Origin of the sequence: Paraburkholderia bengalensis, from assembly GCF_037126505.1 — a bacterium.
Taxonomy (GTDB): Bacteria; Pseudomonadota; Gammaproteobacteria; order Burkholderiales; family Burkholderiaceae; genus Paraburkholderia; species Paraburkholderia bengalensis.
Window position 1 is genome coordinate 73,572 of the sequence record NZ_JACFYJ010000021.1, and the last position, 22,679, is coordinate 96,250.

The following is a 22,679-nucleotide window of genomic DNA, read 5'->3' on the forward strand; positions in this document are numbered from 1 at the left end:
AGAAGAATGAACAAAAATGTCTACTGATAAAGCACTCAGCACCGAAGCACGCAACGTACTGCTTACCCCGTGGTTGGCCGAAAAGATCCAACGTACGAACTTTTCGCTTACCGACTTCATGTTCCTCGCGCTCGCCGGACATTCCGAGCTCGAAAGCATCTTTGGTGTCTCGCTCGCCAACATGGACACCTTCCGGCAGCATGCCGCCGCGAAGGCAACGCTGATGAATCTCCCGTTTGTCGCGCTTGCTCCGGTGCTTGAAGACCCACGCGACTGGGAAACTTTCGTCGACGGCGCAATGGACTCACTCAACGTCGAGAGGCTAACCAAAGAGATGCCGCGGGTGGATCAAATCACTGGCCGCGACATCTATCACTACAATCAGGCGTACGTCCAGCTGCTCAAGGACGTGTTGCACATGAATGTCGCCGCGATCCCACTGCTCGGCATTTCCCGGGAACTTGCGTCGTATCTCAAAGGGCTGCCGATGGCGCGACTCGACAACGCGATCGGCGCAATCAAGTTCCCGTTGTTCCGGTGGCGTTTCCACGACGCGAATTTCTGGATGGAATTTGGCGCTGGCTGGCTTACCGAAGAGACCGTTGCGCACTACCTGATGCACACGTCGCCCGTCCGGACCGCATCGCTGCCTTATCAGAACGCATGGACGGATCTGCGGCTCGAACGCAGCGACAAGGAAGTTTTCGCCCGAATGATGATGGCACAAGGCTGCCGAGCCTCGACTGCGACAAATCTTTTCAACCTCAATCCGGGCAAGGCCCGAGCCACCTATAAGCACATCCACGGCGTTAGCTCTCCCTGCGGATGCAACCCGACGTCGCTGACCTGGTATGTCGAACAATCGGTTCATCGGCTGCAGGCGACGACATACGTGTGGTTGTACCGCAGCGCCCTGGACAACGGCGGAAATATTCCCGAAGCGCTGATTGCGGCGAACGACATCATGGCCAAGACGTTTGGCAAGAGTCTTGTCATTACCGCAGATCGTGGAAACCATCTGACGCGAGCGATGGCGCTCGACTCGCGCCTCACGATGGCGGCCTGTCGCGGTTGCGGCACCGATTATGTCCTGTCCAACGGCGAAGGAAAGATCGAACTCGCGAAAGACTTTAGCTGCCCCGGCTGCAACTACCTTCTCTCGCCAAAGAGTCAGGTGAGCAAGCGCAAGCAATCACATTAAGGGAGGTCGCGCCATGCATCACGATTTCGCGGTTCAGATTGGGTTAGTGGTCTTTTCGCACGATGGCCGCGTCCAGTTCGGCTGGCGCGATATTGAAACTGGCGAATTCCACGCCGAAGCCGACGGCCAATGCATTCCGGGCGTGATCGGCGCGGTGGAGTTCACCGCGGACGTGATGCACTGATATGCAGGACTTCGCTTATCTTTTTGGCGACAGCGCCGCAGCCTGGCTCAGAGGCCGCGGCGACTCTCGCTTCCCGCACTACGAGCGCCATTACAGAGTCGAGCGTCAGGCGATGCCCGAGACGTTCGACCTCGAAACAGCCAACGAACAATATGCGAAGCGGTGTGAGCAACGATCCGGCGCCCGATTGTTGCGCGTACTTGACAGCAAGGCGTTCAAACATCTGGTGTTCTTTCTCATTATGGCGTGGGGAGGATCTCTGCTACTCACAACGGTCGGCAAACAGCAACCCGCGATCGCGGGCACGGTGCTGGCCGCGCTTTTTATTGCGATCCGCATAAACCGACGGAAGAACCGCTCGGCACGCCAGTAGCAAACGGTTGCGCCTGCGCAACGACGCTTCGCCGCAACCGCTTACCGCTCTTTACAATGCCTTCGCACGCAAAATCTGAGGCAAGTATTCGCGCCTTCGAAAGTTTCGGCCGACGCTGCCTTGACTTTGGACTGCGCTCGATAAGATGAAATCAAGGTTGCGCGGGGGCGCGGCCACATTAAACACGAGGACCTAAGAATGAAAAGCAGCAAACTCGCATTGACGGCAGTTTCGATCGCGGCAGCTATGGCTCTGGCCGCATGCGGCGGTGGTGGAGGTGGCGGCAGCACTGCCGCGGCACCCTCGACGCCCGCGAGCAGCCCGACCGCGGGTAACTTGACCACGCCGCAGTATGCAGCCGACAGCGCCCAACTCGCCGCTTTCAATCTGTTGAACCAGCAACGCCAACAGTGCGGATTCCCAGCGCTTCAAGACAACAGCCTGCTCGATCAGGCGGCGGTCGGGCACGCGCAGTACCTGGGTCAAAACGGCGGCGCCATCACCGACGATGAGGTTCCCGGCAAGCCTGGGTTCATTGGTGTCACGTATGTCGACCGTGCCGCACATTTCAACTACTCCGACTCGTTCATCGGCGGCGTAAGCGCGGGTTATTACACGAACGCGAAGCTGACGGAAACGCAGTACGGCCAGCAGTTGGTCTATGGCTGGCTGTCCGGTGTGTATCACATCGGTGTCGGTGTTTGGCCCGCATCGGCTATCGGCATCGGTACAAACGAAACCTCGTTCAACGGGTTCCCGGAAGTTCAAGGCTCGATGACGCTCGCGCATCAGCAAACAATCCCGGGCAATATGCCGCTGACTTATCCGTGCCAGGGCGTCACTGGGGTTGCGTATAGCAGCGGCGGCGAAACGCCGACACCCCCGAACACGTCGGGCAACTGGGGTACGCCGATCGCCGTTGCAGGAAATGTCACCGACAAGGTAGTTCTGACCGCTGGGACCGTAACTGACACGTCTGGAACGGTCACCACGCTTCAGCTACTGAATTCGTCGACGGACCCGAACCATCTGGTCCTAGCGTACGAGGCAGTTGCATATCCTGCAACGCCGTTGCTGCCGAACACCACCTACACGGTATCGCTTACCGGAACAATCAACGGCACAGCGTTCTCGCGCAGCTTCTCTTTCACCACGGGCAACATCATCGGCTGACCGATTGATCACAGCGGCAAAGAAGCGCCCTTAGGAGCGCCCATAGGGGCGCTTTTTTTTTTTAGTGATTGCACTGGCCGCTGCTGGCGTTACTAGCCTGCGACATGATCACTCCAACTACGTTTGAGCCATTGACGTAGCACGACGCACCGTAGTTGTTTCTGTCGTAGCAGGGCAACGAATAAGTCGGCCCATCGTAACTACGCGTGAAAACGTTTGTGTACGCTGGAATGCCGTTGACCGAAGCCGCCTGTGCGGCGATCTGTGCGTTGATTGGGATTGTGAGATCGTAAACATTCCATGAGCCCGTCGCCGTGTACACAGCCGGAATTTGTGCGTTGCACATGCTGCTTGGGTCTTTAGGCGCGCTGGGTTGACACGAAAGCCCAACCCACGACGAACCGTTCCACGAAGGCGCTCCATTCTGGTCATATCCCGACGGACAAGTCGGCGGTGGCGTATAGCTGCACTGCGGATCACTAAACTTTGAGCCGATCCAACGAGGCGGCGTGACCGTTATCCAGCCCGGGTCTGTCGAACATAAATTGCCAGGCGTCTGGTAGGCGCGAGTCAGATGCGGAGTGCAGGTGGCATCGTAGTAATTGGATGTGCAGACGACGGGATTACCAGCCATCGCAACGTTTGCCGAGAGCAACGAGCAAAGAAGCGTAATCCGCATCGACGTTCGAGGAGCTTTCTTTTTCATTTTTTACTTTCTTAATATGAGCAATATGTTCCCGCGTAGGCCAACCCCGTGATGCCCGCGTTCGCCCCGTCCGTGATGCGGACAATCCAATAGGTACCGTTGTCGTAGGCGTTGAAGTTCACGGTGGCAGACTGGTTCACGTACCAGTTTTGGGGGGTGAGTTCCACAATGGGAGTCCCCCCTGCAGGACACGACGGTTTCCAAACGATCCCGCCATCGGAAACCGGGTTGTATCCCATGCGCAGGACACGCCCGCCATTTGGGAGCCAGATACCTGACTGACACGTCAATTGCTGTCCCGACCCATCGCTGTTGTTCGCGATCACGCCATTCGGCGAACATGGACTGCGGGGAGAAGCGATGTTCCCTGCCTGGAGTGTGGTGGTCGACGTCACTGCGTTGCCCTTTACCGCGCCCGTTGCCGTCACACTCGCTGCCGTCACCGCCCCACTCGCCTCTATCGTCTGCGCCTTGATGTCGTTAACGTTTTTCAGACTGACGTTATTGACGTCCTGATCGCCCGTCCACGTCACGCTGCCGTCGCGCCGGATATAGATCGAATTGCCGTCCGAATCAGGACCATTCGTGGCCATGATCGAGGCGGCTTTAGATCCGAGCGGGTTTGGTGCGGTAAATGAACCGTTGATGCCGGTGATGGTGCCCGGCGCCTGCGCATTCGAGTATCCGAACTGGCTTGTTCCGGCGAGTTTGGACCCCGCCACGGCGATCTGGGCGGCTCCCGCTACGTCTGCCTTACCGCCCTTGAGCAGAGGCTGGGTCGGATACAGCGCAAACGAGACGTGACAATTGCCCGCCGCCTGCGTGCAGCCCGCCGGCACCATCGTCATCGACACAGCATAACCACCGCCCCAGAACGGGCCCATGCTATGCGCCTGCTTGAGATTGCCCGCCGTCTTAAGCTGATCAACCGTTGGCGGTGTCAACGTGGCGTTGTTGCCTGACGCGGTGTATTGCGACAGGAGTGATGCGAAGTTATCGGTGATCCAGCTATCGTAGGCTGTCACGAGCGTCGCTTCGTTCTGGCCTTCGACAGCCAGCATCGTATCGCGCTTGTGCGCGACGTCCTGCTTGATGCCCTGCACCGTCAGGATCGCTGCGCCAAGCAGCACAAACATCATTTCCAGTAGGCTGCCCATGAACGCCCGGCCCGCTTAGGTGCGCGACGTGTAAAGCTGGAACGTCGCGTAGGCACCCGCCGATTCACAGGCCGTGCCCGCCGCGCTACTGCTGAAGGTCGTCGTGGGGCCCGACAGCGTAGTCGCCCCAACGACAACCTGTGAATACGTGTTGGTCAGCGCTGCGACACTCATCGCACACACGGCGGCTGGCACCTGATACGACATGATGATTGAGTCGTTGGCCGTGCTGAGCGAACCAATCGAAATGGTCACAGGCTGGTTGAAGATGCCCTTCAACGACGACTTGTCGGATGCCAGCCGCGCACCGGCCGCATCAAATGCGCGGTTGGTCGCGAGCGTGGTCAACGTCTCCGCCCCGAAATCCGCGTCGTTCTGCGTCGCGTTCAGAATGCCCGTATGGAACATCTGCGCTTCGCTGGTGAACTGCGACGACTTGATGGTCGTATAAACGTATGCGCTACCTTTGATCACGGCGATGGCGAGCAATGCCGCGCCCGCCATGTATGCCCCGGCCTCGATCAGCGACAGTTCGCCGGACTGCTTCTTGAGCCGCCCGAACCTGATGAGACGCGCCCGGTTTGCCACCTGTTTCTGTTGCATGGAATGTTCCCCGAAGATTATTTACATGCCGCGCCGTAACAGCCGCGATCCGATAGAAGCTGCATTTATTGCGATCCTGCCGAAGGAATGCCGCCACTCATGTTCACGGCACCTGTCACCACATACGATCCGATACCGACGGTCATGAACACGACGACCGCGAAGCCGAGCAGCATGTAATGCGTCAGCCTCGCATTGCGCTTTACCGCCTCGACGACACGCGCGAGTGACTCGCGGCCAAGCGACTTGATGGCCGCCTCGAACTGGTCGCGCCCTGCGGCATCGGTGATCGTGTCAACGATCATTTCCGAGAAGATGCCCGTGTCAAGGGCACGCATCGGTTGATCCGGCCGCTGCGTGAGACGCTTGCTCATTGTGTTGAGGTGCCAGCGCATCCACGGATCGGCGCTCTTGGCGATCCGGTTGATCGCCGCACGCAACGTCAGGTTCGATTCGAACAGGCCGGCCAGCGAGACGATCAGCAAGGCAGCCCGCATGTCGCGCCGGTTGCGCCACATCAGCGGGAACCGGTCGAACCGGTTTCGAAGCGGCCCGACCCAGCGCTTGAGAGTCCAGAAATAGCCTGCTATCAGGCTCGCGACGACCGAGGCGGAGATCCACCAGTAGTCGTAGGCGAACGTATCGATGTGGTAGAACATCTGCCCGAAGTCTGGCCACTGTTCGAGCGGCTTGATTTCGACCACCTGCGGATAAATCACCCCGCCGAACATCATGCAGAAGCCGTACAGATAGACGAGCAGGAACGTCGGGTAGGCAAGCTGCAGGGACGTCTGCGAAGACAACGTGCGCTTTGCGAAGGCCGCCATCTCTGCCAGCTCGAAGCCTCGTTCACCGCGTCTTTCTGCGTCGATTCGCCGGCAATGTCGAACAGCGTGTACTCATCGCCGGGAATATACGGTCGTATCGCCGCGGAGAAAGAGTCGCCCTTCACCAGGCGGTCGCGCACGCGCGCGAACACCTTCCACTCGATCCGGTTGCGCGCCCTGTTTCGCGTCTCATAAGTCTCGAGCCGCTCGCGCAGCGTCTCGACGTCCCGCAGACCTTTCTTTTCGATATCGAGGCGCGTTTCCTTGTAGAAGGATTCGCGCACGCTCTGGAAGCGCCAGCGCGCAAGGCGCATCTGCGTCGCTTCGGGAAGCATGGCAATCAACGAACTGAACATTTCGCACGGACCTCGTCACAGTTTCCCGTCAGCACCCGGCATCACGCGATATTGCGCGAACGACTGCATCGAACGGTTGATGAATTGTGGGTCGATTTCGCCGCGCGAAGCCTTGAAAAGAGCGTGTTCATATACCGTCTTTCCGGTCATGTCTTCGTTGTCGAAGCTGGTCGTACGCTCTTTGCGCCATACGGCGCGCGCACCACGCCAGTCGCGCGCGGCGATACGCTCGCGGAACTCTTCGGTCGGACGGTAAAGCTCGGCGACCAGCGTCGGTCGCATCGTGCCGCCTGCGACCTTGCCGTCCCGTGCAAACAGGCCATCCAGTCGACAGGTCGGGCATCCAGCATGATTCCGGCAAGCCATCTTCGATGTATCGAGGCCAAACTTCGAGCGCAGCAGTTCAAGATCCCGCTGAGGCATCACCTCTTCGGCGGGCAGCTTGCAGTCGTTGCACAGCGTCGGGACGAGCTTCTGGTTGCCGACGGCGTTGATGAAGCCCTCGGCGGCCAGTTCGTCGATCGGCAGCTGCAGCCGGCCACCCGCCATCCGCATTACCGCCGAAATGATGTCGCCTGCATGCAGCGAGAAACGGACCGGGTGCCCGGTCATTGCCAGTTCCGACACCAGGCCCATCACGACGCGGTCACGCACTTCCGAGATCGTCACATCGTCCGGATCCATCCGCATGAGCGTCCGGATCACTTCCGCATATTTGCGGCTCGCCTCCTCGTCTGACTCGTCCGGCCGACGGATGATCGAGATCTCGGATAACCACGGCAACGGATATTCGGACGGCTCACTGACGGCGAACTGCTTTTTCAGTTCGCGGTCGGGAAGCATGTAGGAAAGTGCCCGCAGCAGCGTGGTCTTGCCCGACCCTGTCTCCCCGGTGAGCACCGTAATGCCCCCGCTGACATGATTCAGCGTCTCGATCAGCGCAAGCTGGCTCGGCGACAGCCCCATCTGGTCAGGCATCAGCACCGAGTAGTTCTTGAAGTTGCCGTCAAGCAGACGCAAACCAACGTCGTAACCGCCAACCGTCGAGGCGGACTGCCAGCGCAGGTTCACCGTGTCCCTGCCGAGGACCAGCGGAATCATGGCCGACTGCGGCGCACTCGGCTGGAATGAGTTCCCCGAGTTCGTGTTCTTTTGAACGAGGTCCGAGTAGGCGGCAGACAGCGCCCGGCGCACCATGTTTTTCGGCAGCCGCCGATAGGTATAAAGGTCACCGTTCACCCGAAAGCGCACTTCGACTTCTGACAGGAAATCTCGTGGCTCGATGTGGACGTCGCTCGCACCGTACGCGTGGGCAGCTTCGATAATGTCACGGAAGTTACCAATCGCGCGTGATGCCTCGCGCTCCCCACCCTTGATGGCAACGTCACGCTTGCGCTCGTAGATGGCCGCGATGACCTCTTCCGTCGCGATCATCTCTTCCTGCACAAGCAGGTCATGCGACGCCAGGTCTTTCAGGAACGTCGCGAACTGCGCACGCTCACTAAATCGTGCGGTCGTGGCAACGATTGCAATGCCCGGCTGGATTTCTACGGCAACAAATTCTTTGCGTACGGCCGCCGATACCCGGAGCACCGAGTCCGCATCAACCCCCGTGATGACGCGCTTGTAGTCTGGTAGCGCCTCTGCGGAGACGAGCGTCGGCCTACCGTTCAGCGCGCCTGTAGGATCGCTGTCATCGTCGTCATCGACGGAAGGAGGCAAGGTTTCTACGGTCCGCTCGACGCGCGCGCTGGCGGGCGGGCGGCTCGCGTAACCACGCGCGCCCGATTCTGCTTCGGTCGGGGCCGCAGAAGTCACCGGCTCGGGCGCCCTCGCCGCAATTGCTGGCCGGTCGGCTCCTTCAGTGTCCGCAGTGTCAGCGCCCGGCGCGGCCTTGGACGCTGTCGGCGTTGGCGGCGAAACAGGACGCGCAGGCACATCGTTCGTCCCGGCGTCGGCGCGAGTCTGTTGTGCAAGCAGGGCTTCCAGCTCGCGCAGTGCCCTGTCACCTTCCGCATAACGGTCGCCGAGACCGCTGACAACATCGCTCGCGTTCCCAGCGCTGGGATCGTGGTCGCTTTCAGACTGCGACATCGGTGCAGTTTGCGCACGCGCCGTCGGCTCGGCTGTGCGAGCCGTCTCGCGCTCGACGTGCTGCGCCGCCTCCATCGCGACAGACTCAGTGAAATTCTCGACGTCCTCGATGTCGTCGCCTGACAGCTTGCGGCCGAGGAACGAGACCGTCGGATTGATGGCGCGCGTCGGCTCCTGTGCACGCTGCTTCGTGCCTTTGACGAAACTTGGCTCCTGCGCTACCCGTGTGGCTGAGCCGCCGCCCTCGACAAATGAAGCGGGCCGCACGCCGCGCAGACGTTTCAGGAAACCGCCACCACCTGCCTGGTCTTCGTCCGGTTCGACTCCAGAAAAAATGCCCATTACTTACCTCGCGTTGAAAAGCACCGTTGCCGGACCCACGCCACCAGGGGCGCCCGCAGGCAGAGGGCCACCGAGATCCGTTACCGCGCGCACAGCAGCACTATCGTCCGTCGTGCCCGAGCCCATGTCGGGTGCAGAGATGACCTCCGACCACGTGCGCTTGCCTTCGGACACTGTGACGTGATACCCATCGACGCGCGTTACCACCCAGCCGTTGAGCAGCTTCGCGCCACGTGCTGCCGAGTAGATGCCCCCCTGATAGTCGTACAGCACGTGCGCTCCGCTCATGTCGCTGTACGCGCCAACGAACGAGACCGGCGGGCTGACGTGGGCGGGCGGCCGTTGCTGTTTAGGCGGCTTGCTTGCGGCAGCGGCCTGAGCATCGGGCGCTGGCGCCGGTGAATTTAGCGGTGCATTGAGTACGACGCTCGCCGCAGGGGCGCCCGCGGGAGGTTGTGTTCCATCCGCCTTGCGCATTGTGTTGACGAGGTTCTGACGCGCGAGCCCGTCAATGTCATCGAGCGTGAGGTGCTTTTCGTCTGCATGCGCGAAGCCCGTCACGCATAGCAGGAAGATCGATGCCGCCGTGCGACAGGCCGCGTTATTGGAGAACATAGTATTTACCCTTCGCGGTGAAATGCACGCCGGTGCCGTCTTCCTTCAGTTCGAGCTCAAGCGTGTCCAGAGACATGTTGTCCGGCAGCCGCGACAGCAGCCGGCTTTGCCACATATAGCCTTCGATGGTCCAGTCACCCGACTGGACGAGCGGACCCTTCACCTCGCCCGCAAGCGGCTGACGTGCGAGCAGACGCTGGGGCGGCCGGAGCGTGACCACATAGCCGTGACTCATCAGCTGGTCGGGCTTGGTCGACAGCCGCTGGGGATCGGTCTGAAGCTGCTTGATCAGCGCCTGCGCGCTCGGCCACTGCTTCGCCTGTGCGAGTGCGAGCTTTTGCACGCGCGGCACGGCGGGGCCTCTCGTCTGGAGCGACAGACCGCCCGCATCGAATACGACTGGCCGCATGTCGGCGGACGCCCGGGCGTCAAATTCCTTGAATGTGCCGCCCTCGCGCTTGTAGGTGATCGAACAGTTGCCCGCCACGCCGCATGACGCCTTCTGGAACTGCCACCCCGCCATGTTCGTTTCCTGATTCCGGAAAATGTCGAACAGGGCTGGCGCAAGCGCCGATGCCATCGGAATCTGTCCGGCAAACGCGCGAGCGACCGCGGTCTGATAGTCCTGCATGAAGCTCGGCGGCGGCGCCGGCGGTGGCGGTGGCGGGCTGATATAGCTCATCGCCTCGCTCATACCGTAGATGAGGGCAACGGCAATCACGATCACCGGGATCGCCGTCGGCACCTTGACGGGCACCTTCCTGATCAGGCCAACGCTCTTGCCGCGCAGCAGTTCGCTCACGGCGAACGGTTCGTCGACGTCGCCGAGATCGGCGCCGTATCCGATCGTGACGAGATCGACGCGGTTTTTTGCGCACTCGTCTTCCCACGCGACACGTTTTGTCTCAAGCGCAGGCAACGCAACGGTTTCGTCGACACGGACGGTACCGCGCACGACCAGCACCGCATGCACGCGCTGCCCGTCCTGGATCAGCACGAGCACGGCAGGTTTGGTGCGCACGCGCTCGAGGCCGGCCACGCGCGCGGCCGCCGAATACAACTTCACGCCGCCCTTTCGCTCGGCAGCGTCGGGCGCGCAGAAGCCCGCAACCGTCTCTTCCTTGCCCTTGAGTTCAACGTAGTGCGTCGCGTCGAGTTCTTGCGCATAGCGCCGTCGCTCGGCTGCCCCGCCCTTCGTCGCGTAGGCGCGCCACTCCAGGCCAAAGACGAGCCTGGCCTTCTTTTCGTTGGGAATGGTCTCGAAATGCATCGCGCCGCTCACATCGACGGTACGACGGTCGCGGTCAGCATGATCACCTGGAAGGTCTTCGCCTTGTTCCATGCACCACTGGCGCCCATGATGCCGTTGTTGCTCGACCCGTCGTAGTTGTTCGTAATGGCGCCATACATGACGACGGTCTGACCGTCAGCGAGCGCGATAGTCTGGTCATCCTTGCTGCCCACGATATCGGGCAACTGGATCTGCTGGGCCGACTGCCCGGATCCCGTTCCGATGGTGGTGAAAGGGCCATTCAGTTTGGAGTTGTCGCTCCAGTACGACAGGATGATCTGGTTATGATCGTTCACCGACGGCAGGATGTTCACGAAGTCACCGACCGTAACTGACCCTGGTTGCAGGCCCGGCACCCCGCCCGTCGTTCCACTGATCGAGCCTGCCGATGGTGTGGTCGCCGCGAGGTAGCCCTTCGTCTCAAACGAGCCGATCGACACGGGCAGACCATTGAGCGTTACCTTCGTCTGCGTGTTATCCGAGATTGTCTTGCCATACGTATTGACCGCACTGATGATGGCATTCGTACCCGTCAGCGGCGCGTTTGGCGTGAGGATCGACAGACCAACCTGGCCAGCTGCGGTCGCGAGCGTCGTCGGAGAGACGACGCTGATCGAGTACTTCTTCAGGCCGTCCGAGATGCGGTTAAAGACGATGTCTGCACTTACGCCAGCCTGGGAGCCGTCGTTGAGGGCGATCTGCAAGGTACGCACGCGAATCGCGACCTGCCGCGTGAAGACTGCGTTTTCGTGCTTGAGCACATCGCTCATCCGGTCGACGGCCTCCTTCGTATCGCGCACGGTGACCAGACGGGTCTGCGCATTGACCGTGATCTTGCCCAGCGGCGTTCTCAGGCTCTCCAGTTCCTTTGTGATCGACGCGATCTGGTCGAAGGTGCCATCCCGTCCCGTAGAAGTGACAGCCGAGAACGAACCGGTGTTAGCGCTGGTCGTACCCGTTCCATTGGACTGCGAGCCGGTCGACGTGTCGGTACCCTTCGACAACGTCGACTTGATGCTCACCGCGCCCGGAATGGCGGCGATCTGGAAGGTGCGAGTGACGAACCGCGAGATATTGATCGTCGCACCATCGAAGCTCCACGCCAGACCGAGATCCTCTGTCAGGCTGTGCAGGTACTGGCCGATGCGCGCGTCTCCGGCCTGTCGGTAGACGGGTTCAACGGTGCCGCTCGCGGACGGCAGCGGACCCCGCGCCTGGCCGCCCGCCGTGCCAGAGGCCGTATCGATCAGCGCGTCGCGCGAGATGAACACGTCAGGGCTCAGGTGAACGGGGTAGCCCGTCGCATTCGACACCAGCGTTGCAATCTTCGTGATCGGGAGGTTCGCTGGCAGTGTGATGGTCTTTTCGCGGAAGACGGCAGGCAGCGTGGCCTCATATGCGACTGGCACAAGCCGGTCGCCGAGGAACGCAGTCGGCACATGTTCAACGAGCGGCATGGAGTCGCCGGTATTCGCCATCGCGTGCGTTGCGTCACGCGTCGCCGCATCGTATGCGCCGTTGATGTCAGATTGCGAGATCGCGCAACCCGTCAGGGCGGACGCCAGCAGAAGGGAAACAGCAGCCTGGAAACGGTTGATGCGCATCTTGATTAATCCTGGCAGTTGGCTGCGCGTGCGACCACGCGAACAACGTTGTTGGTGTGTACGCAAACGCGCGTGGGCGTGCGCATATGGTTCGTGGCTCGCATCACCTGCGTGAGGACAGCGTCAAAGTCGCCGCTAAACGTCGCGTTGAATTCGAGCGGCAGGTCATCGTCGATCTTCCACGCAAGCTGCCAGCCTTGCTGCTGTAGCCAGCGGTCGAGGGCGTTACGCAGGTTGACGTCCTGCGGTGTGATAGCGAACGAGAGAACGCCAGCGGATGCAGGCGCCGGCGTTCCCGGCAGGACGACCGGCGTGACGGCAGTGGATGCGGGCGTGTGCAGTGCAGGAGCCGGCGGTTCGGGAGTGGAAGCCAGTACTGGCGGTAGCGATGCCTGCGACGAGGCGGTCCGGGCACCGGGACTGCCCGGGGGAGCGACCATCGCCAGCGTGGCAACAGGCGCGACCGGCGCCGTGGGTGCAGCGAGCAACTGCCAGCCATCGCCTGAAGGCGGGGACAGTTTTGACTGGGAGAACGACGCGGGCGTAAACCCCGTCATTGCGAGCAGTGCGAGTAACTGCGCGACCAGCGTGGCGCGACGACGGGAGGGCATGATGATCATTTGCTTCATGAGTTTCAGTGGGCCGCGCGCTGGATGCGCCGATAAATGTTGTTCGCGTACACCAGTTGCTTGTTGGTCGAGACGGCGTTGTACGCACCAACCGCCTTCCACGTCGGGCCGAACTGCCTGATGTTCGACGCAAGGATCCATGTGCCGACGTAACCGTTGACGCACGGGTTGAACAGGGACGCGCGCGTAATGCCGTAGCGCCTGAGCTTTGGGAGCCACGACGAATTGATCTGCATCAGGCCAATGTCTTCCGAGCCATCCGTATTCACGTTGATCGCATTGGCGCGCATCCCCGACTCCTGTTGCGCGATCGCGCGCACGAGCACCACGTTGACGTGATGGAACTGCGCGGCGTCATCGAGGCAATCTGCAAGAGCCGGCAGACTGAAAATCTGAACGCCCGCAAGCAGTGCTACAGGCACAGCGAGCTTCGCGACCGATCGGACCTTCATGATTTCGGACGGTCGAAAAAGCGCACGTCATGCTTGCGCGTCACATTCACGACGTTGCCGTCCGCGTTCACGATGAACTGGTCGGCAGTGCCGTTGAACTTGTAATAGCGCCCCTTCTGCTCGCCCGATCCCATGTGAGCGACATCCGACACCTTCACGTTGCCGACGGTGTCCGCAAACTTGAAATAGGTCGATCCTTCCTTGTCGAACACGCTCTCGAGGCCCGCGCTGTTTTTTGGCTCAAAGACGTACACAAGGCCCGCGACGCGCGCGACTTCAACACTGTCCGAACCGTTCGACACCACGAACCGCTCTGCACGGTTAAACGTCACGACATTGCTTGAGTCGTCCCATTTTGGCTTGAGGGAATGGCCTTCCATGTCCCGAAAGACGAGCTCTTTTGCAGGCCTTTGTGAAAAGCGGATCTGGATGTGCGTGTCGTCGCCATCGCGGATCGCGATAGCCCCGAACTTCACCGCCAGCCCGTCCTGGGATTGCGCCTTGTCGGAAACCGCCGTCGCACCACTTGCGACTGCGGCCGCGGCAGAATCCGGCCCTACGCTCGCCGTCTGGGTTTCCCCAACGATGGGATCAGCGGGCGCGGCGCTCGCGACGTAGTTCACACCCGTCGACTTGACGGCAGCACGACGCAGCGTGACGTGGTGCGCGGTGAAATCGACGTCCGCATAGAGGTCCACAGCGCCGAGCAGGCGGTCGAGCGACTGCATCCAGTTCTCGCCATCGCGCGTCGCGAAGCTCTGCGCGTTCGTCAGGTCCACGTCCTTCTGCGCGGACCCGGTCCACCCCTGCGGCACGAGTGCCTTGACCATCTGGGCCAGCGGCAGCGTTGCGTTCATCGGGCGTGTCGTCTCCAGTCGAGCGCGTGCGCCGATCAGCGCAAGGCGGTTCGAGAAACCCGTGAACCCGGCGGGCATGTCACCGCTGCGGTTACCCCGCTCGGAAGTAAAACTGTTGGACTTTTTCCAGCGCGCCGTTGCACTGGACCCGCCGACCGAATATGAAATGACTTCGGGCGTACCGGACACGACGATGTACGGGCCTTCTGTGTGACCGCCCTCAACCTTCAGGACCTGGCCCGCACGCGGCTGCAGGTAAGTGTCGGTGCCATCGTTGAACACAAGCGCCGGGCGCTCGGTCATGTTGCCGTTGATCTGGTAGTCGAAGTCCAGCGGATCGGTGCTCGCAGCCAAGGCTGACACCGAGAAGACTGCCAGCGCGATAAGGGTTAGCGTTTGCTTCATAGACCGCGGTCGATTTGTGAAAGATGCTGGATGAAGCGCGCGAGATACTCGCGGCCCGGCTTCGGATTGGCGCTGTGGTAATACGCCACGGCTTTCACCGCCGAGTTCGTCTTGCGATAGTTCTCGTTGAGGATGTCTTCAGCCACACGGATATTCGTTGCGGGTGCAAGTGCTTCCCACGGCGACGCGAAGCGCTGCCGGTGGTAGCACCAGTTGATCTGCATGAGGCCTACATCGAAATCGCACCGACCGTCGGAGATGAGAAAGCGGACCGCCTTGTAGGCGTCGTCGCGCGTGCGGAAGAAGAAGCCGCGGCCTGCGACGTTAAGCGTCCATGGCCAGGCGCGACCGTTGTAGGCCGACTCATTGAGCGCGACGCCCGCAAGGATCTTCGCGTCGACGCTTGTATGCATGACGTCGAATGGTGTCAGCGCAGACGCACAGGCCCAGCCGCCACGGCGCTCGGTCAACGCGGCCTGTGCTTCGTCGTCAAGCATAGCTGGCTGCAGCCAACCATTGCGCACCAGTAACGCCTGCAGGCTTTCCGGCGCGCCATCAACGAGTACAGTTGCGAAGCCGCGTGACCCAGGCGTGATGCTTTGCCCTCTCAGCGGTTGCGCCCATGTAAGGAAGCGCTGGAGGCCGCATGCGTACACGGGCCTGCCGGGAAGCTCCAGCACGGAGCGCTCGCCGTGCTCTTCAACGACAAAGCGCGTTGGGCTGATCACCGTCTCGATCACTGCGGCATGCGCCGACGAGCACATGGCCGTCAGCAGCAGCGCAGCGACGACGCGCCTAGTCATGGTACGGCTCCATGACAATGTCCTGCGTCACCTGGACGAGGAACTGCTGCCCGGGTGGCACCGTGATCGTCGGCGGGATGTTCTGGTTGCGTTGAAGCACGGCCTGCGCCGTCGTCGCAGCCACCTGCCCTGCAGTGCTCCCGGTGGTCGTTATGCCGATCGGGCTTGCCGTCGTGGAGGTCGTTGATCCGTTGTCGAAGCTCTTCAGCAGTACAGCGGTGATGAAGCCCGCCCCAAAGATCGCCAGGAAGTGATTGTTGACATCACCGGAAAAACCGGCGGCGCCATTCTGATCCGCGCCCTGCATGCCGTTCATCGGCACGCTCTTGCCGTTCGGCAGCCGAAGGCTGGTCGACGCGACAAGCAGACGTTCCTGTCCGACCTTGATGTCTGCGCTATACGCGCCGTTGATGAACGAACCCTTCGGGATCATCAGGCAGTCGCCACGCAGGCTATCGTAGATGTCCTCGTCGACCATCAGCGCAACGCGGCCAGGCTTGTCCGAATTCAGGCCTTCGATGGTTTTTACATGAATGTTGTGCGGCGGCGTGAGCGTGCAACGGCGCGACCGACCGTTGAACGTCGTCTGCTCGATGCCGCCCTGCCCTGCCGTTTCTTTCAGGAACGCCTTGTCGCGGTCTTCTGGTGCCCGGCCCTGTTTGCCCAGTGCGAGCGCCATCGCGTCTGCCGGGTTCTGCGCAGCGGAAGTCGCTGCGGCGCGCGCCGCACGAAAATCGTCCAGAGTGGGAACGCCCGCAGGCGTGGCGGTTGCGGGCGGATTTGAATTACGGGAGGCGCCAGACTGCTTGAAAACCGACGAGGTATAGATCGCATCCTGCTTGTTGCTGGCGGCGAGAGCTTCTGTGTCGCCACCGCCCGACCCCACCTCGCGCTGGAAATCATTGCCGGTCAGCATCGGCTTGACCGTCGGACGCTGCGCTGCTGCTGCATCCGACGCGGCGCGCGCGGCCGCCTCAGCTGCAGCCGCCTCCTGCTGCTGTTTGATCACCTTGTCGATGTCAGCGGTGCCTGCAGCGGGTGCCTCCGTGCTGCTTTTAAGAGCCGTTGCCTTTTTCAGACGCGCTTCTTCCGCAGCCTGGTCGCTCGCTTTCAACTCGTAGTAGAAGCCTAGTGCGCCGATAATCAGTGCAGCCAGCAGCCCAATGCTCATGATGGCGTTGCGGGGCGTCTTGCCTTTGACGATCGCCGCCTGCTCGGCGTTGGGCGTCGCCTGCTCCGTTTTTTTGGCCACGATCAGAACACTCCGAACACGCGCCGGCGCCCACGCATCACCGTCACCTCATCCTTGCCGGAAACGAGGACGATCTCATCAGCGAGGCGCTGGAACACAAGGAAGTCACCACGGCGGATGAAATTGCCGACGACGCGATCGCCATGGTCCTTGTACATTGGCACCGGCCAGGTCTGCGCCTTCGCGGGCATGCGCATCCAGATCGAATGGCCGTCATCGAACACCACCTCGGGCTTGAACTCCGCATTGCCGTCGACGGAGTAGTCCCAGTTCAGCTTGTCGGGCGCGACGCTGATGCTGCCGGAGTCACCGCCCCGGTCGCCAGCGGCAGCGCCCGGGCCCACTCCACCAATGTCATCGCGCGTTGCAGCCCGACCCATCGGTGCACGCGGATACTGGAAGCGCACGGTCTGATAGAAGAAGCCGCCAGCGGGCGACGCGATCAGCGTGAAGTCATACTCCCGCCGGTTCGTCGTCAGGTGCAGCGTATTGACGATGTCCGCCTTGTGCGGCTTGATGAACACGTGGTTCATCTTGTCGTCGTCGACCTCCCACTGGATGCTGTCGCCCATAGCCGGATCGGCAATCAGTTTCTCGCCCGGCTCGAGCTCAATCGTCGTGAGTTTGAGCGGCGCGGTGAGCACTCGAAAAATCTGGTCGCGGCTATATGGGAAGACGCCGATGCGAGCGTCGCCTGGCATCGTAAGCGGGTCTGATCCACCGTTGAATGGATTAACCGGACTCATCGGGTCACCGGCAATCATCGCGGCGTTGAACGAACCGTTGTCCGTAGGCTTTTTGGCGTTCGCCGCGGTCATCGGCAAGGCTATTGCCGTGAGCAGGGCAAGGAGGCCGAGCGCCGGCCGCTGAAGTCTGGAAGTCATGCTGTTCAAGCTCCACCGGTCCGCTCAAGGCGGAAGAACGGAATGTAGATGCCGAAGGGATTGGCGGTAAGTGCTGCGTCGGCCGTTGGCGCGACGATCTGATAGCGCAGGGTCAGCGCATACGACTTGACCTCTGGCTTGCCGGAAGCGCCTGCCTGGGAGGTCGTCGTTGTGAATTCAACGAGGACCGTCTGGTCCTCCAGCAGCGCGATGTTGCGCACGTTCACTTCACGGATCAGCTTGGGATTGGCCGAGATCTGCTGGAAAGGCGCGTCGTCGCGCAGCCAGGTTTTGAACTGGTCTGTGGCCGCGCCGATCATCTGTGCCTTCACCGAGTTGATGTTCAGCGACATACGCGACGTCTGAAGGCTGTCGGTCAGCACCGGCTCGATCGTGAACCAGCGGACGGCCATGTCACGCATGCTCGTGCGCAAGGCCTGCGAGTCCGGCTTGTACGCAACAAGTTCAGTCACCACCGGGTGACCGCTGACGTCGGCCGAGACGCCAACCACGCGAGTAACGGAAGGCGGTGGCTGACGCGTCCAGACCGCTCCGGCCGCGACGGCAGCGCAGGCGAAAGCGATGAGCATCCAGCGGTTGCTCTCGACCTTGAGCCGCGTGCTCGTCTCGAAGATGACTTTCGATGGATCTTCTTCCTCGGCATACATGCCGGGGGCCGTGGATAGCGCGGCCTGCCGCTTGTTCCTGAAAATGCGCATGGCAACCCTTGATGAATGGCTACCATTGAAGCAATTTCTCACAAGCGATTTGCGGCAAAAGGCACAGAGTTTTAGCGGCCTTTTATGTTTGCCTCTTTTACTTGCCGCGCGTCCAGAGCAGAGCGTTTAACGCGTTACAGATCAAAACCCGGAAAGACCGTCGTTTTCGATAAGCTTTTCGAATCCGCTGGCTGCGACTTTGCGCTATTGTACGTACAGGTAATGTATCGTTTATTGCGGTGGTCTATAAACGATACACAAACGATAGCTGCGTAATCAACGACTTAGCCACAGACAATGAAAAACGCGTTATACGTGTATGGGATCAGAAGAATTGCTTCACGTTCAAGATGGCATTGATGTCCTGGAAGACCTCTCTCGGTCGCCTAAGGCTTGACGGCATGGTGTCCAAGCGCTAGCCGGCAAGAAACCGACAAATGAAAGGTAACGGATTGGCGCGAGGGTTTGGCTTCTTTTTCGTCCGCATGCACTAACCGACGATCATGAGATTGGATGAGCGAAATGAGTAACGCGGCTAATAGTAGGACCAACACTTTAGCTGACGACCCGCTGGCGCTCGTGGCTCTCTATCGTGCAGGGCTTGGACTAAAGTGGGGAAGCCAAGCGGAGGCAGCGGAGAGACTAACGAGCTTGGGCCTCCGCGTTCGCCGGGCACAGATTCAACAAGCGCTAGCTGTTTCGGCATTTCCTGACGAGATTTTGGCGCTGTTTTCCGACGTTGGCATAGTGCACGAGACAGCCCGTCAACTCGTTCGCATGAGGAACAAGAACGGTATTGCTTATCTAGTGAGCCGCGCTGCCCTGATTGATCCGACTGGGAAGTCGCGTACTGAAATTATGGCGCATCTATGCGGCACCCATCGCGCTCCCGGCTTTCGTGGAACCTACAAGAGGGATAGCCCCTTGGCGCTGTACAGGCGCTATCGCGAAGGCGTTCGGCTGAAAACATGGGCAACGATGCGCGAAGCTGCCGAAGTGATGGGCATCGCGCATTCGCGAATCGTGTCGGCATCGGCCGTGGCCAATCTACCCGATGAGCTAACGAGTGTTCTCCCGGCGGATTGCCTGACCTTCGAAATGGGGCGGGCCATTGCAGACTTAGTAGCCGTGCGAGGGGTTGAGGCAATCCGCAAAGAGGCGGTAGCTGCCCGGAAGCTGGTACCACAGCCGAGCCCACAACGTATGCTGGCGCGTCTTATGGGAATCGACGCTTCACAATTCCTTGCCAAAGTGCGGCGTGCGCCCGAGAGGCGCGGCCGACCGGGCCGTATATTCGTGGAGATACATCTCGACGCGTTGGATCCAGACAGTGAATCGCGCCTTGAAACGCTTGTGGGCTGTCTGAACGTGGCGTTCGCAGGCCGCGCGGCGAACGCCAATAGCGTGGCAGGAGCCAGTAGCGGCATCGTTAAGCCGCGCGTAGATCTGCGCCGGCCGTATGTCGCTACGCACCGGCGACGGCTTAACAGGCCAGTTCCTCTTTCCCGCCTTTCAACACCTCCGCACCTGTCCGGCTCTGTGGGATCGAACCGTGGCATTGCCATGCCTCCTGTTGGCGTTCACGACGATCGATCTGCGCTGGAGCACTGGCTGTCTGAGTACCGGAACCCAACGACTCGGAACAGATATCAAAACGAAGTCGAACGTTTGTTGTTGTGGGCCATTATCGCGAAGGAAAAGCCGCTGTCGAGCATTGATGTCATCGATGCCGATGAATACATCAACCAGTTTGCGGTGGATCCTCAACCGCGATCTGTCTGGATAATGAAGGGGCGGCGCTCGCGCGATGAACCGACTTGGCGTCCCTTCCGTGGACCGCTCTCGTACGCGAGCCGGCGGAAAGCGCTCGAAACGGTGAGGAAGTGCTTCGACGATCTGGTTTCGTATCAATACCTTGCTGCGAACCCGTTCGAAACCGTTAGGATCGGTGCATCGTGCAGAACTACCTGAGCGCATCGAGCTATGCCTCGGCCGCAGAATTGATCTGCATCGTTGCAGCAACTGTAGACGGTCGCCAGCAAATCCATGAGACGGCAGCTTAGCCGCTGCCGGCTGCGCGCGGTTCAACAGTCATTCGTGGGTTCGTGCGCCGTTTGTGGGCCGATCAGTTTCTAGCAACCCTTGATCAATGGCTACCACTGAAAAAACTTCTAATGCGCGATTTGAGGCGAAAGGCGCAGGGAATTAAGCGCCTTTATGCTCACGGTCCCCAAGTATGAGCCGCTGACGCGGGGAGGTGTCTTTATACGTGTTAAGGCTACTCCCGTGGAGTGAGCGCTTGTTTCATAGCTCTTTCACCATCCCATGAACCACGGATCTGTGTACTTCCATCGTTTGGTGGGGCCAAAAAAGGGTGGAACGCGCAGGACTGGCTACAGTTTCGTCACGCGCGTTCTTGTTTAAGTTCATACACTTAGAACGAGGCGGACTTTGGACAAGCCATTACACGTAAAAAGATGGCGCGCTCAGTCTCGCAAATTCGTCAGGGCGTGTGCCTATACTGTGCGATGTTCGTGACGGTCTTATGGAGCCCGTGAGGGTCTACGAGGTGCTGGGCCGAGTGCTCACATGAAGCTTAAACCTTGGCGGCGGCTTCCGCTTTCGTGCGCAGGAACACGAAGGTGTAGAGCGCAAAGGAAAGGTCCTTATGCGCCAGCACTTCCGACTCTTGGATCGTCGCAGGGTTGAGCTTTACCCGCTTGATGGCCAGCTTGCCAGCCGCGGAGGCGATAAAGGCACGCATGAAGTCCTTTTGCGCCCTACCGTCCGCCTTGTGATACGCCTCACGCCCAAGGTCGGCATTCTCGACGGCCTTAGTTTTACTGCGCTCCTCTGCCGCTGCAGTGCTTGCGGCGACGGCTGCTGTAGCCAGTTCCTTAGCGCTGGACTCCGCCCTCCCCCGTTCCTGCTGCTGTTGCTGGACCGTAAGCATTTTGCGGTCAGCATCCGATAGCTTGTAGCCATCAGTGATAGCCTTTAGCAGGTAGGCGCCCGGACTCTTCTTGATTTGGCCGGAGTCGACCTTGGCGCGCGTGTATTCGATTGCCTGGAGAATACGCTCATCCGACCAAACAGCGCGGTTTTGCGAGATGGTGTTGAACTGCTTTTCAGTGAACCCGAATTCGTTCTTCAGCGTCGTATATATCTCTTGCGCGCCAAGTAGGCTCGCTCGAATAGCCCCAGCAGTTTCCTTGCGCGTCAGCCTGAAACGAATCCGGTCGATCTTTTTCGACTTCGGGTTCACGGTGCGAGTCTCGTAGCTCAACTCAATGTCGGAGACTGCGTTGATCTGCTTAACCGCCTTGTCGAGGCTGTCGCGTTTGAAATACTTGAATTCGGTTGCGGGAGACGCAGCTTTTCCGGGCCAGCCACGTACCACATCGACTTCGAACCATTCGGTTATCCCTTCGGCTACGTAACCGAGGACGTGGTCGTAGATAGCTCTAGCATAGGTAAGCGTGAAGGCGGAGGTGATTCGCAGGCTCAGCCAGTGCGATTTCACCGGATCTTTGATGTGCGGAATCAGCGGCTCCGGAACAGCAAACGTGATCCGCCCTTTGTCGATGCCGACGATACCGATGAGCTGGACTGACACCCACTTTTCATCCTCTCCGAACGTGCTGCCCGTGGGCGAGGACGAAACCTGAATCAAAGCCTTCTGAGCTTCGGACACCACCGTTCGCAGGTGCTTATAGTTGTAACTGTCATAGCGCATGAGCCATCGGAAGTAGCTGAGTTCAACGTCGTAAACCTTCGGGGTGGTTGGCTCCTGCGCAACAATGAAATGCGCCGCGTCCAGGAATCGCCTGGCTGTAATACCCACATCGGTGATATCGACGAAAACGTTGTTACGCTGGTAGCCAATTTCCTTCGTCGATTCGTTGATTGGCGTATCTGCGGCGAGCATCTCCTCGAACAGCTCAAACGACAGCTGACGCGAGGTTGCGCGTGTCGTAATGTTGTTTCCCATCGAGGATCGTGTCCCTAGTTTGCCCGGTCGCGCAGAATCTAACACGTGTAGGTGAGATGTCAAAACAAAAAGACTCACCATGAAGCCAATCATTGCAACAATTTTCATCGCGGGCATTGGCGCCTAAGGACCGAACAGGGTCGCCTATCTTTTGCATTGAA

20 protein-coding genes are annotated in these 22,679 nt (G+C 60.1%); 5 read left to right on the top strand and 15 right to left on the bottom strand.

Going from position 1 to position 22,679, the window contains the following annotated elements:
• Positions 1-16 precede the first annotated feature (16 nt).
• The 4 genes from H3V53_RS15345 to H3V53_RS15360 all read left to right on the top strand — a co-directional run bounded on the left by H3V53_RS15345 (position 17) and on the right by H3V53_RS15360 (position 2,931).
• The gene (locus H3V53_RS15345) at positions 17-1,201 is read left to right on the top strand and encodes a hypothetical protein (protein WP_336598653.1); all 1,185 of its coding nucleotides are present in this window, start codon (positions 17-19) and stop codon (positions 1,199-1,201) included.
• 13 nt (positions 1,202-1,214) lie between these two features.
• A complete protein-coding gene (locus tag H3V53_RS15350; RefSeq protein WP_336598654.1) occupies positions 1,215-1,385 on the top strand; it encodes a hypothetical protein in 171 nt (56 codons plus the stop codon).
• Position 1,386: 1 nt separating this feature from the next.
• Positions 1,387-1,758, top strand: coding sequence for a hypothetical protein (locus H3V53_RS15355; RefSeq protein ID WP_336598655.1), 372 nt, complete (start codon positions 1,387-1,389; stop codon positions 1,756-1,758).
• A 198-nt stretch (positions 1,759-1,956) separates the two neighbouring features.
• Positions 1,957-2,931: a CAP domain-containing protein gene (locus H3V53_RS15360; protein WP_336598656.1), complete on the top strand. Its 975-nt coding sequence runs from the start codon at positions 1,957-1,959 to the stop codon at positions 2,929-2,931.
• Positions 2,932-3,648: 717 nt separating this feature from the next.
• Here H3V53_RS15360 and H3V53_RS15365 read toward each other — a convergent pair.
• The 14 genes from H3V53_RS15365 to H3V53_RS15430 all read right to left on the bottom strand — a co-directional run bounded on the left by H3V53_RS15365 (position 3,649) and on the right by H3V53_RS15430 (position 18,527).
• Positions 3,649-4,794, bottom strand: coding sequence for a hypothetical protein (locus tag H3V53_RS15365; RefSeq protein ID WP_336598657.1), 1,146 nt, complete (start codon positions 4,792-4,794; stop codon positions 3,649-3,651).
• 15 nt (positions 4,795-4,809) lie between these two features.
• Complete coding sequence (locus tag H3V53_RS15370; RefSeq protein ID WP_336598658.1) at positions 4,810-5,397, bottom strand: hypothetical protein; 588 nt, start codon at positions 5,395-5,397, stop codon at positions 4,810-4,812.
• A gap of 65 nt (positions 5,398-5,462) precedes the next feature.
• A complete protein-coding gene (locus H3V53_RS15375; RefSeq protein ID WP_336598659.1) occupies positions 5,463-6,224 on the bottom strand; it encodes a type II secretion system protein in 762 nt (253 codons plus the stop codon).
• A gap of 371 nt (positions 6,225-6,595) precedes the next feature.
• Positions 6,596-9,016 (bottom strand): ATPase, T2SS/T4P/T4SS family, encoded by a 2,421-nt coding sequence (locus H3V53_RS15380; protein ID WP_336598660.1) that lies wholly within the window; start codon positions 9,014-9,016, stop codon positions 6,596-6,598.
• 3 nt (positions 9,017-9,019) lie between these two features.
• A complete protein-coding gene (locus H3V53_RS15385; protein ID WP_336598661.1) occupies positions 9,020-9,631 on the bottom strand; it encodes a hypothetical protein in 612 nt (203 codons plus the stop codon).
• Positions 9,618-10,973 carry a type IV pilus inner membrane component PilO gene (locus tag H3V53_RS15390; protein WP_336598662.1) on the bottom strand — a complete coding sequence of 452 codons (1,356 nt, stop codon included), beginning with the start codon at positions 10,971-10,973 and terminating at the stop codon, positions 9,618-9,620. The genes H3V53_RS15385 and H3V53_RS15390 overlap by 14 nt, the downstream gene beginning before the upstream one ends.
• Positions 10,910-12,526 (bottom strand): type II secretory pathway protein, encoded by a 1,617-nt coding sequence (locus tag H3V53_RS15395; protein ID WP_336598663.1) that lies wholly within the window; start codon positions 12,524-12,526, stop codon positions 10,910-10,912. The genes H3V53_RS15390 and H3V53_RS15395 overlap by 64 nt, the downstream gene beginning before the upstream one ends.
• Positions 12,527-12,531: 5 nt before the next feature.
• Complete coding sequence (locus H3V53_RS15400; RefSeq protein ID WP_336598664.1) at positions 12,532-13,155, bottom strand: toxin co-regulated pilus biosynthesis Q family protein; 624 nt, start codon at positions 13,153-13,155, stop codon at positions 12,532-12,534.
• A 5-nt stretch (positions 13,156-13,160) separates the two neighbouring features.
• Complete coding sequence (locus tag H3V53_RS15405) at positions 13,161-13,607, bottom strand: lytic transglycosylase domain-containing protein (protein ID WP_336598665.1); 447 nt, start codon at positions 13,605-13,607, stop codon at positions 13,161-13,163.
• A complete protein-coding gene (locus H3V53_RS15410; RefSeq protein WP_336598666.1) occupies positions 13,604-14,869 on the bottom strand; it encodes a TrbG/VirB9 family P-type conjugative transfer protein in 1,266 nt (421 codons plus the stop codon). The genes H3V53_RS15405 and H3V53_RS15410 overlap by 4 nt, the downstream gene beginning before the upstream one ends.
• Positions 14,866-15,672 (bottom strand): transglycosylase SLT domain-containing protein, encoded by an 807-nt coding sequence (locus H3V53_RS15415; protein ID WP_336598667.1) that lies wholly within the window; start codon positions 15,670-15,672, stop codon positions 14,866-14,868. Before H3V53_RS15415 ends, H3V53_RS15410 begins: the two co-directional genes overlap by 4 nt.
• A complete protein-coding gene (locus tag H3V53_RS15420) occupies positions 15,665-16,924 on the bottom strand; it encodes a TraB/TrbI/VirB10 family type IV secretion system protein (protein ID WP_336598668.1) in 1,260 nt (419 codons plus the stop codon). Before H3V53_RS15420 ends, H3V53_RS15415 begins: the two co-directional genes overlap by 8 nt.
• Before the next feature lie 2 nt (positions 16,925-16,926).
• Positions 16,927-17,808: a TrbG/VirB9 family P-type conjugative transfer protein gene (locus H3V53_RS15425; RefSeq protein ID WP_336598669.1), complete on the bottom strand. Its 882-nt coding sequence runs from the start codon at positions 17,806-17,808 to the stop codon at positions 16,927-16,929.
• Between the two features lie 5 nt (positions 17,809-17,813).
• A complete protein-coding gene (locus H3V53_RS15430) occupies positions 17,814-18,527 on the bottom strand; it encodes a VirB8 family type IV secretion system protein (RefSeq protein ID WP_336598670.1) in 714 nt (237 codons plus the stop codon).
• A 651-nt stretch (positions 18,528-19,178) separates the two neighbouring features.
• Between H3V53_RS15430 and H3V53_RS15435 the strand changes: the two genes are divergently transcribed.
• The gene (locus H3V53_RS15435; protein ID WP_336598671.1) at positions 19,179-20,498 is read left to right on the top strand and encodes a hypothetical protein; all 1,320 of its coding nucleotides are present in this window, start codon (positions 19,179-19,181) and stop codon (positions 20,496-20,498) included.
• Between the two features lie 625 nt (positions 20,499-21,123).
• Here the strand turns inward: H3V53_RS15435 and H3V53_RS15440 are convergent.
• On the bottom strand, positions 21,124-22,518 hold the full coding sequence (locus H3V53_RS15440; protein ID WP_336598672.1) for a replication initiation protein: 1,395 nt from the start codon (positions 22,516-22,518) through the stop codon (positions 21,124-21,126).
• Positions 22,519-22,679 lie beyond the last annotated feature (161 nt).

What these genes read in the sequence shown, in the direction of transcription:
- H3V53_RS15345 (WP_336598653.1), top strand. Translation starts at nt 17, where the DNA reads ATGTCTACTGATAAAGCACTCAGCACCGAAGCACGCAACGTACTGCTT.
- H3V53_RS15350 (WP_336598654.1), top strand. Translation starts at nt 1,215, where the DNA reads ATGCATCACGATTTCGCGGTTCAGATTGGGTTAGTGGTCTTTTCGCAC.
- H3V53_RS15355 (WP_336598655.1), top strand. Translation starts at nt 1,387, where the DNA reads ATGCAGGACTTCGCTTATCTTTTTGGCGACAGCGCCGCAGCCTGGCTC.
- H3V53_RS15360 (WP_336598656.1), top strand. Translation starts at nt 1,957, where the DNA reads ATGAAAAGCAGCAAACTCGCATTGACGGCAGTTTCGATCGCGGCAGCT.
- H3V53_RS15365 (WP_336598657.1), bottom strand. Translation starts at nt 4,794, where the DNA reads ATGGGCAGCCTACTGGAAATGATGTTTGTGCTGCTTGGCGCAGCGATC.
- H3V53_RS15370 (WP_336598658.1), bottom strand. Translation starts at nt 5,397, where the DNA reads ATGCAACAGAAACAGGTGGCAAACCGGGCGCGTCTCATCAGGTTCGGG.
- H3V53_RS15375 (WP_336598659.1), bottom strand. Translation starts at nt 6,224, where the DNA reads ATGGCGGCCTTCGCAAAGCGCACGTTGTCTTCGCAGACGTCCCTGCAG.
- H3V53_RS15380 (WP_336598660.1), bottom strand. Translation starts at nt 9,016, where the DNA reads ATGGGCATTTTTTCTGGAGTCGAACCGGACGAAGACCAGGCAGGTGGT.
- H3V53_RS15385 (WP_336598661.1), bottom strand. Translation starts at nt 9,631, where the DNA reads ATGTTCTCCAATAACGCGGCCTGTCGCACGGCGGCATCGATCTTCCTG.
- H3V53_RS15390 (WP_336598662.1), bottom strand. Translation starts at nt 10,973, where the DNA reads ATGGAACAAGGCGAAGACCTTCCAGGTGATCATGCTGACCGCGACCGT.
- H3V53_RS15395 (WP_336598663.1), bottom strand. Translation starts at nt 12,526, where the DNA reads ATGCGCATCAACCGTTTCCAGGCTGCTGTTTCCCTTCTGCTGGCGTCC.
- H3V53_RS15400 (WP_336598664.1), bottom strand. Translation starts at nt 13,155, where the DNA reads ATGAAGCAAATGATCATCATGCCCTCCCGTCGTCGCGCCACGCTGGTC.
- H3V53_RS15405 (WP_336598665.1), bottom strand. Translation starts at nt 13,607, where the DNA reads ATGAAGGTCCGATCGGTCGCGAAGCTCGCTGTGCCTGTAGCACTGCTT.
- H3V53_RS15410 (WP_336598666.1), bottom strand. Translation starts at nt 14,869, where the DNA reads ATGAAGCAAACGCTAACCCTTATCGCGCTGGCAGTCTTCTCGGTGTCA.
- H3V53_RS15415 (WP_336598667.1), bottom strand. Translation starts at nt 15,672, where the DNA reads ATGACTAGGCGCGTCGTCGCTGCGCTGCTGCTGACGGCCATGTGCTCG.
- H3V53_RS15425 (WP_336598669.1), bottom strand. Translation starts at nt 17,808, where the DNA reads ATGACTTCCAGACTTCAGCGGCCGGCGCTCGGCCTCCTTGCCCTGCTC.
- H3V53_RS15430 (WP_336598670.1), bottom strand. Translation starts at nt 18,527, where the DNA reads ATGCGCATTTTCAGGAACAAGCGGCAGGCCGCGCTATCCACGGCCCCC.
- H3V53_RS15440 (WP_336598672.1), bottom strand. Translation starts at nt 22,518, where the DNA reads ATGGGAAACAACATTACGACACGCGCAACCTCGCGTCAGCTGTCGTTT.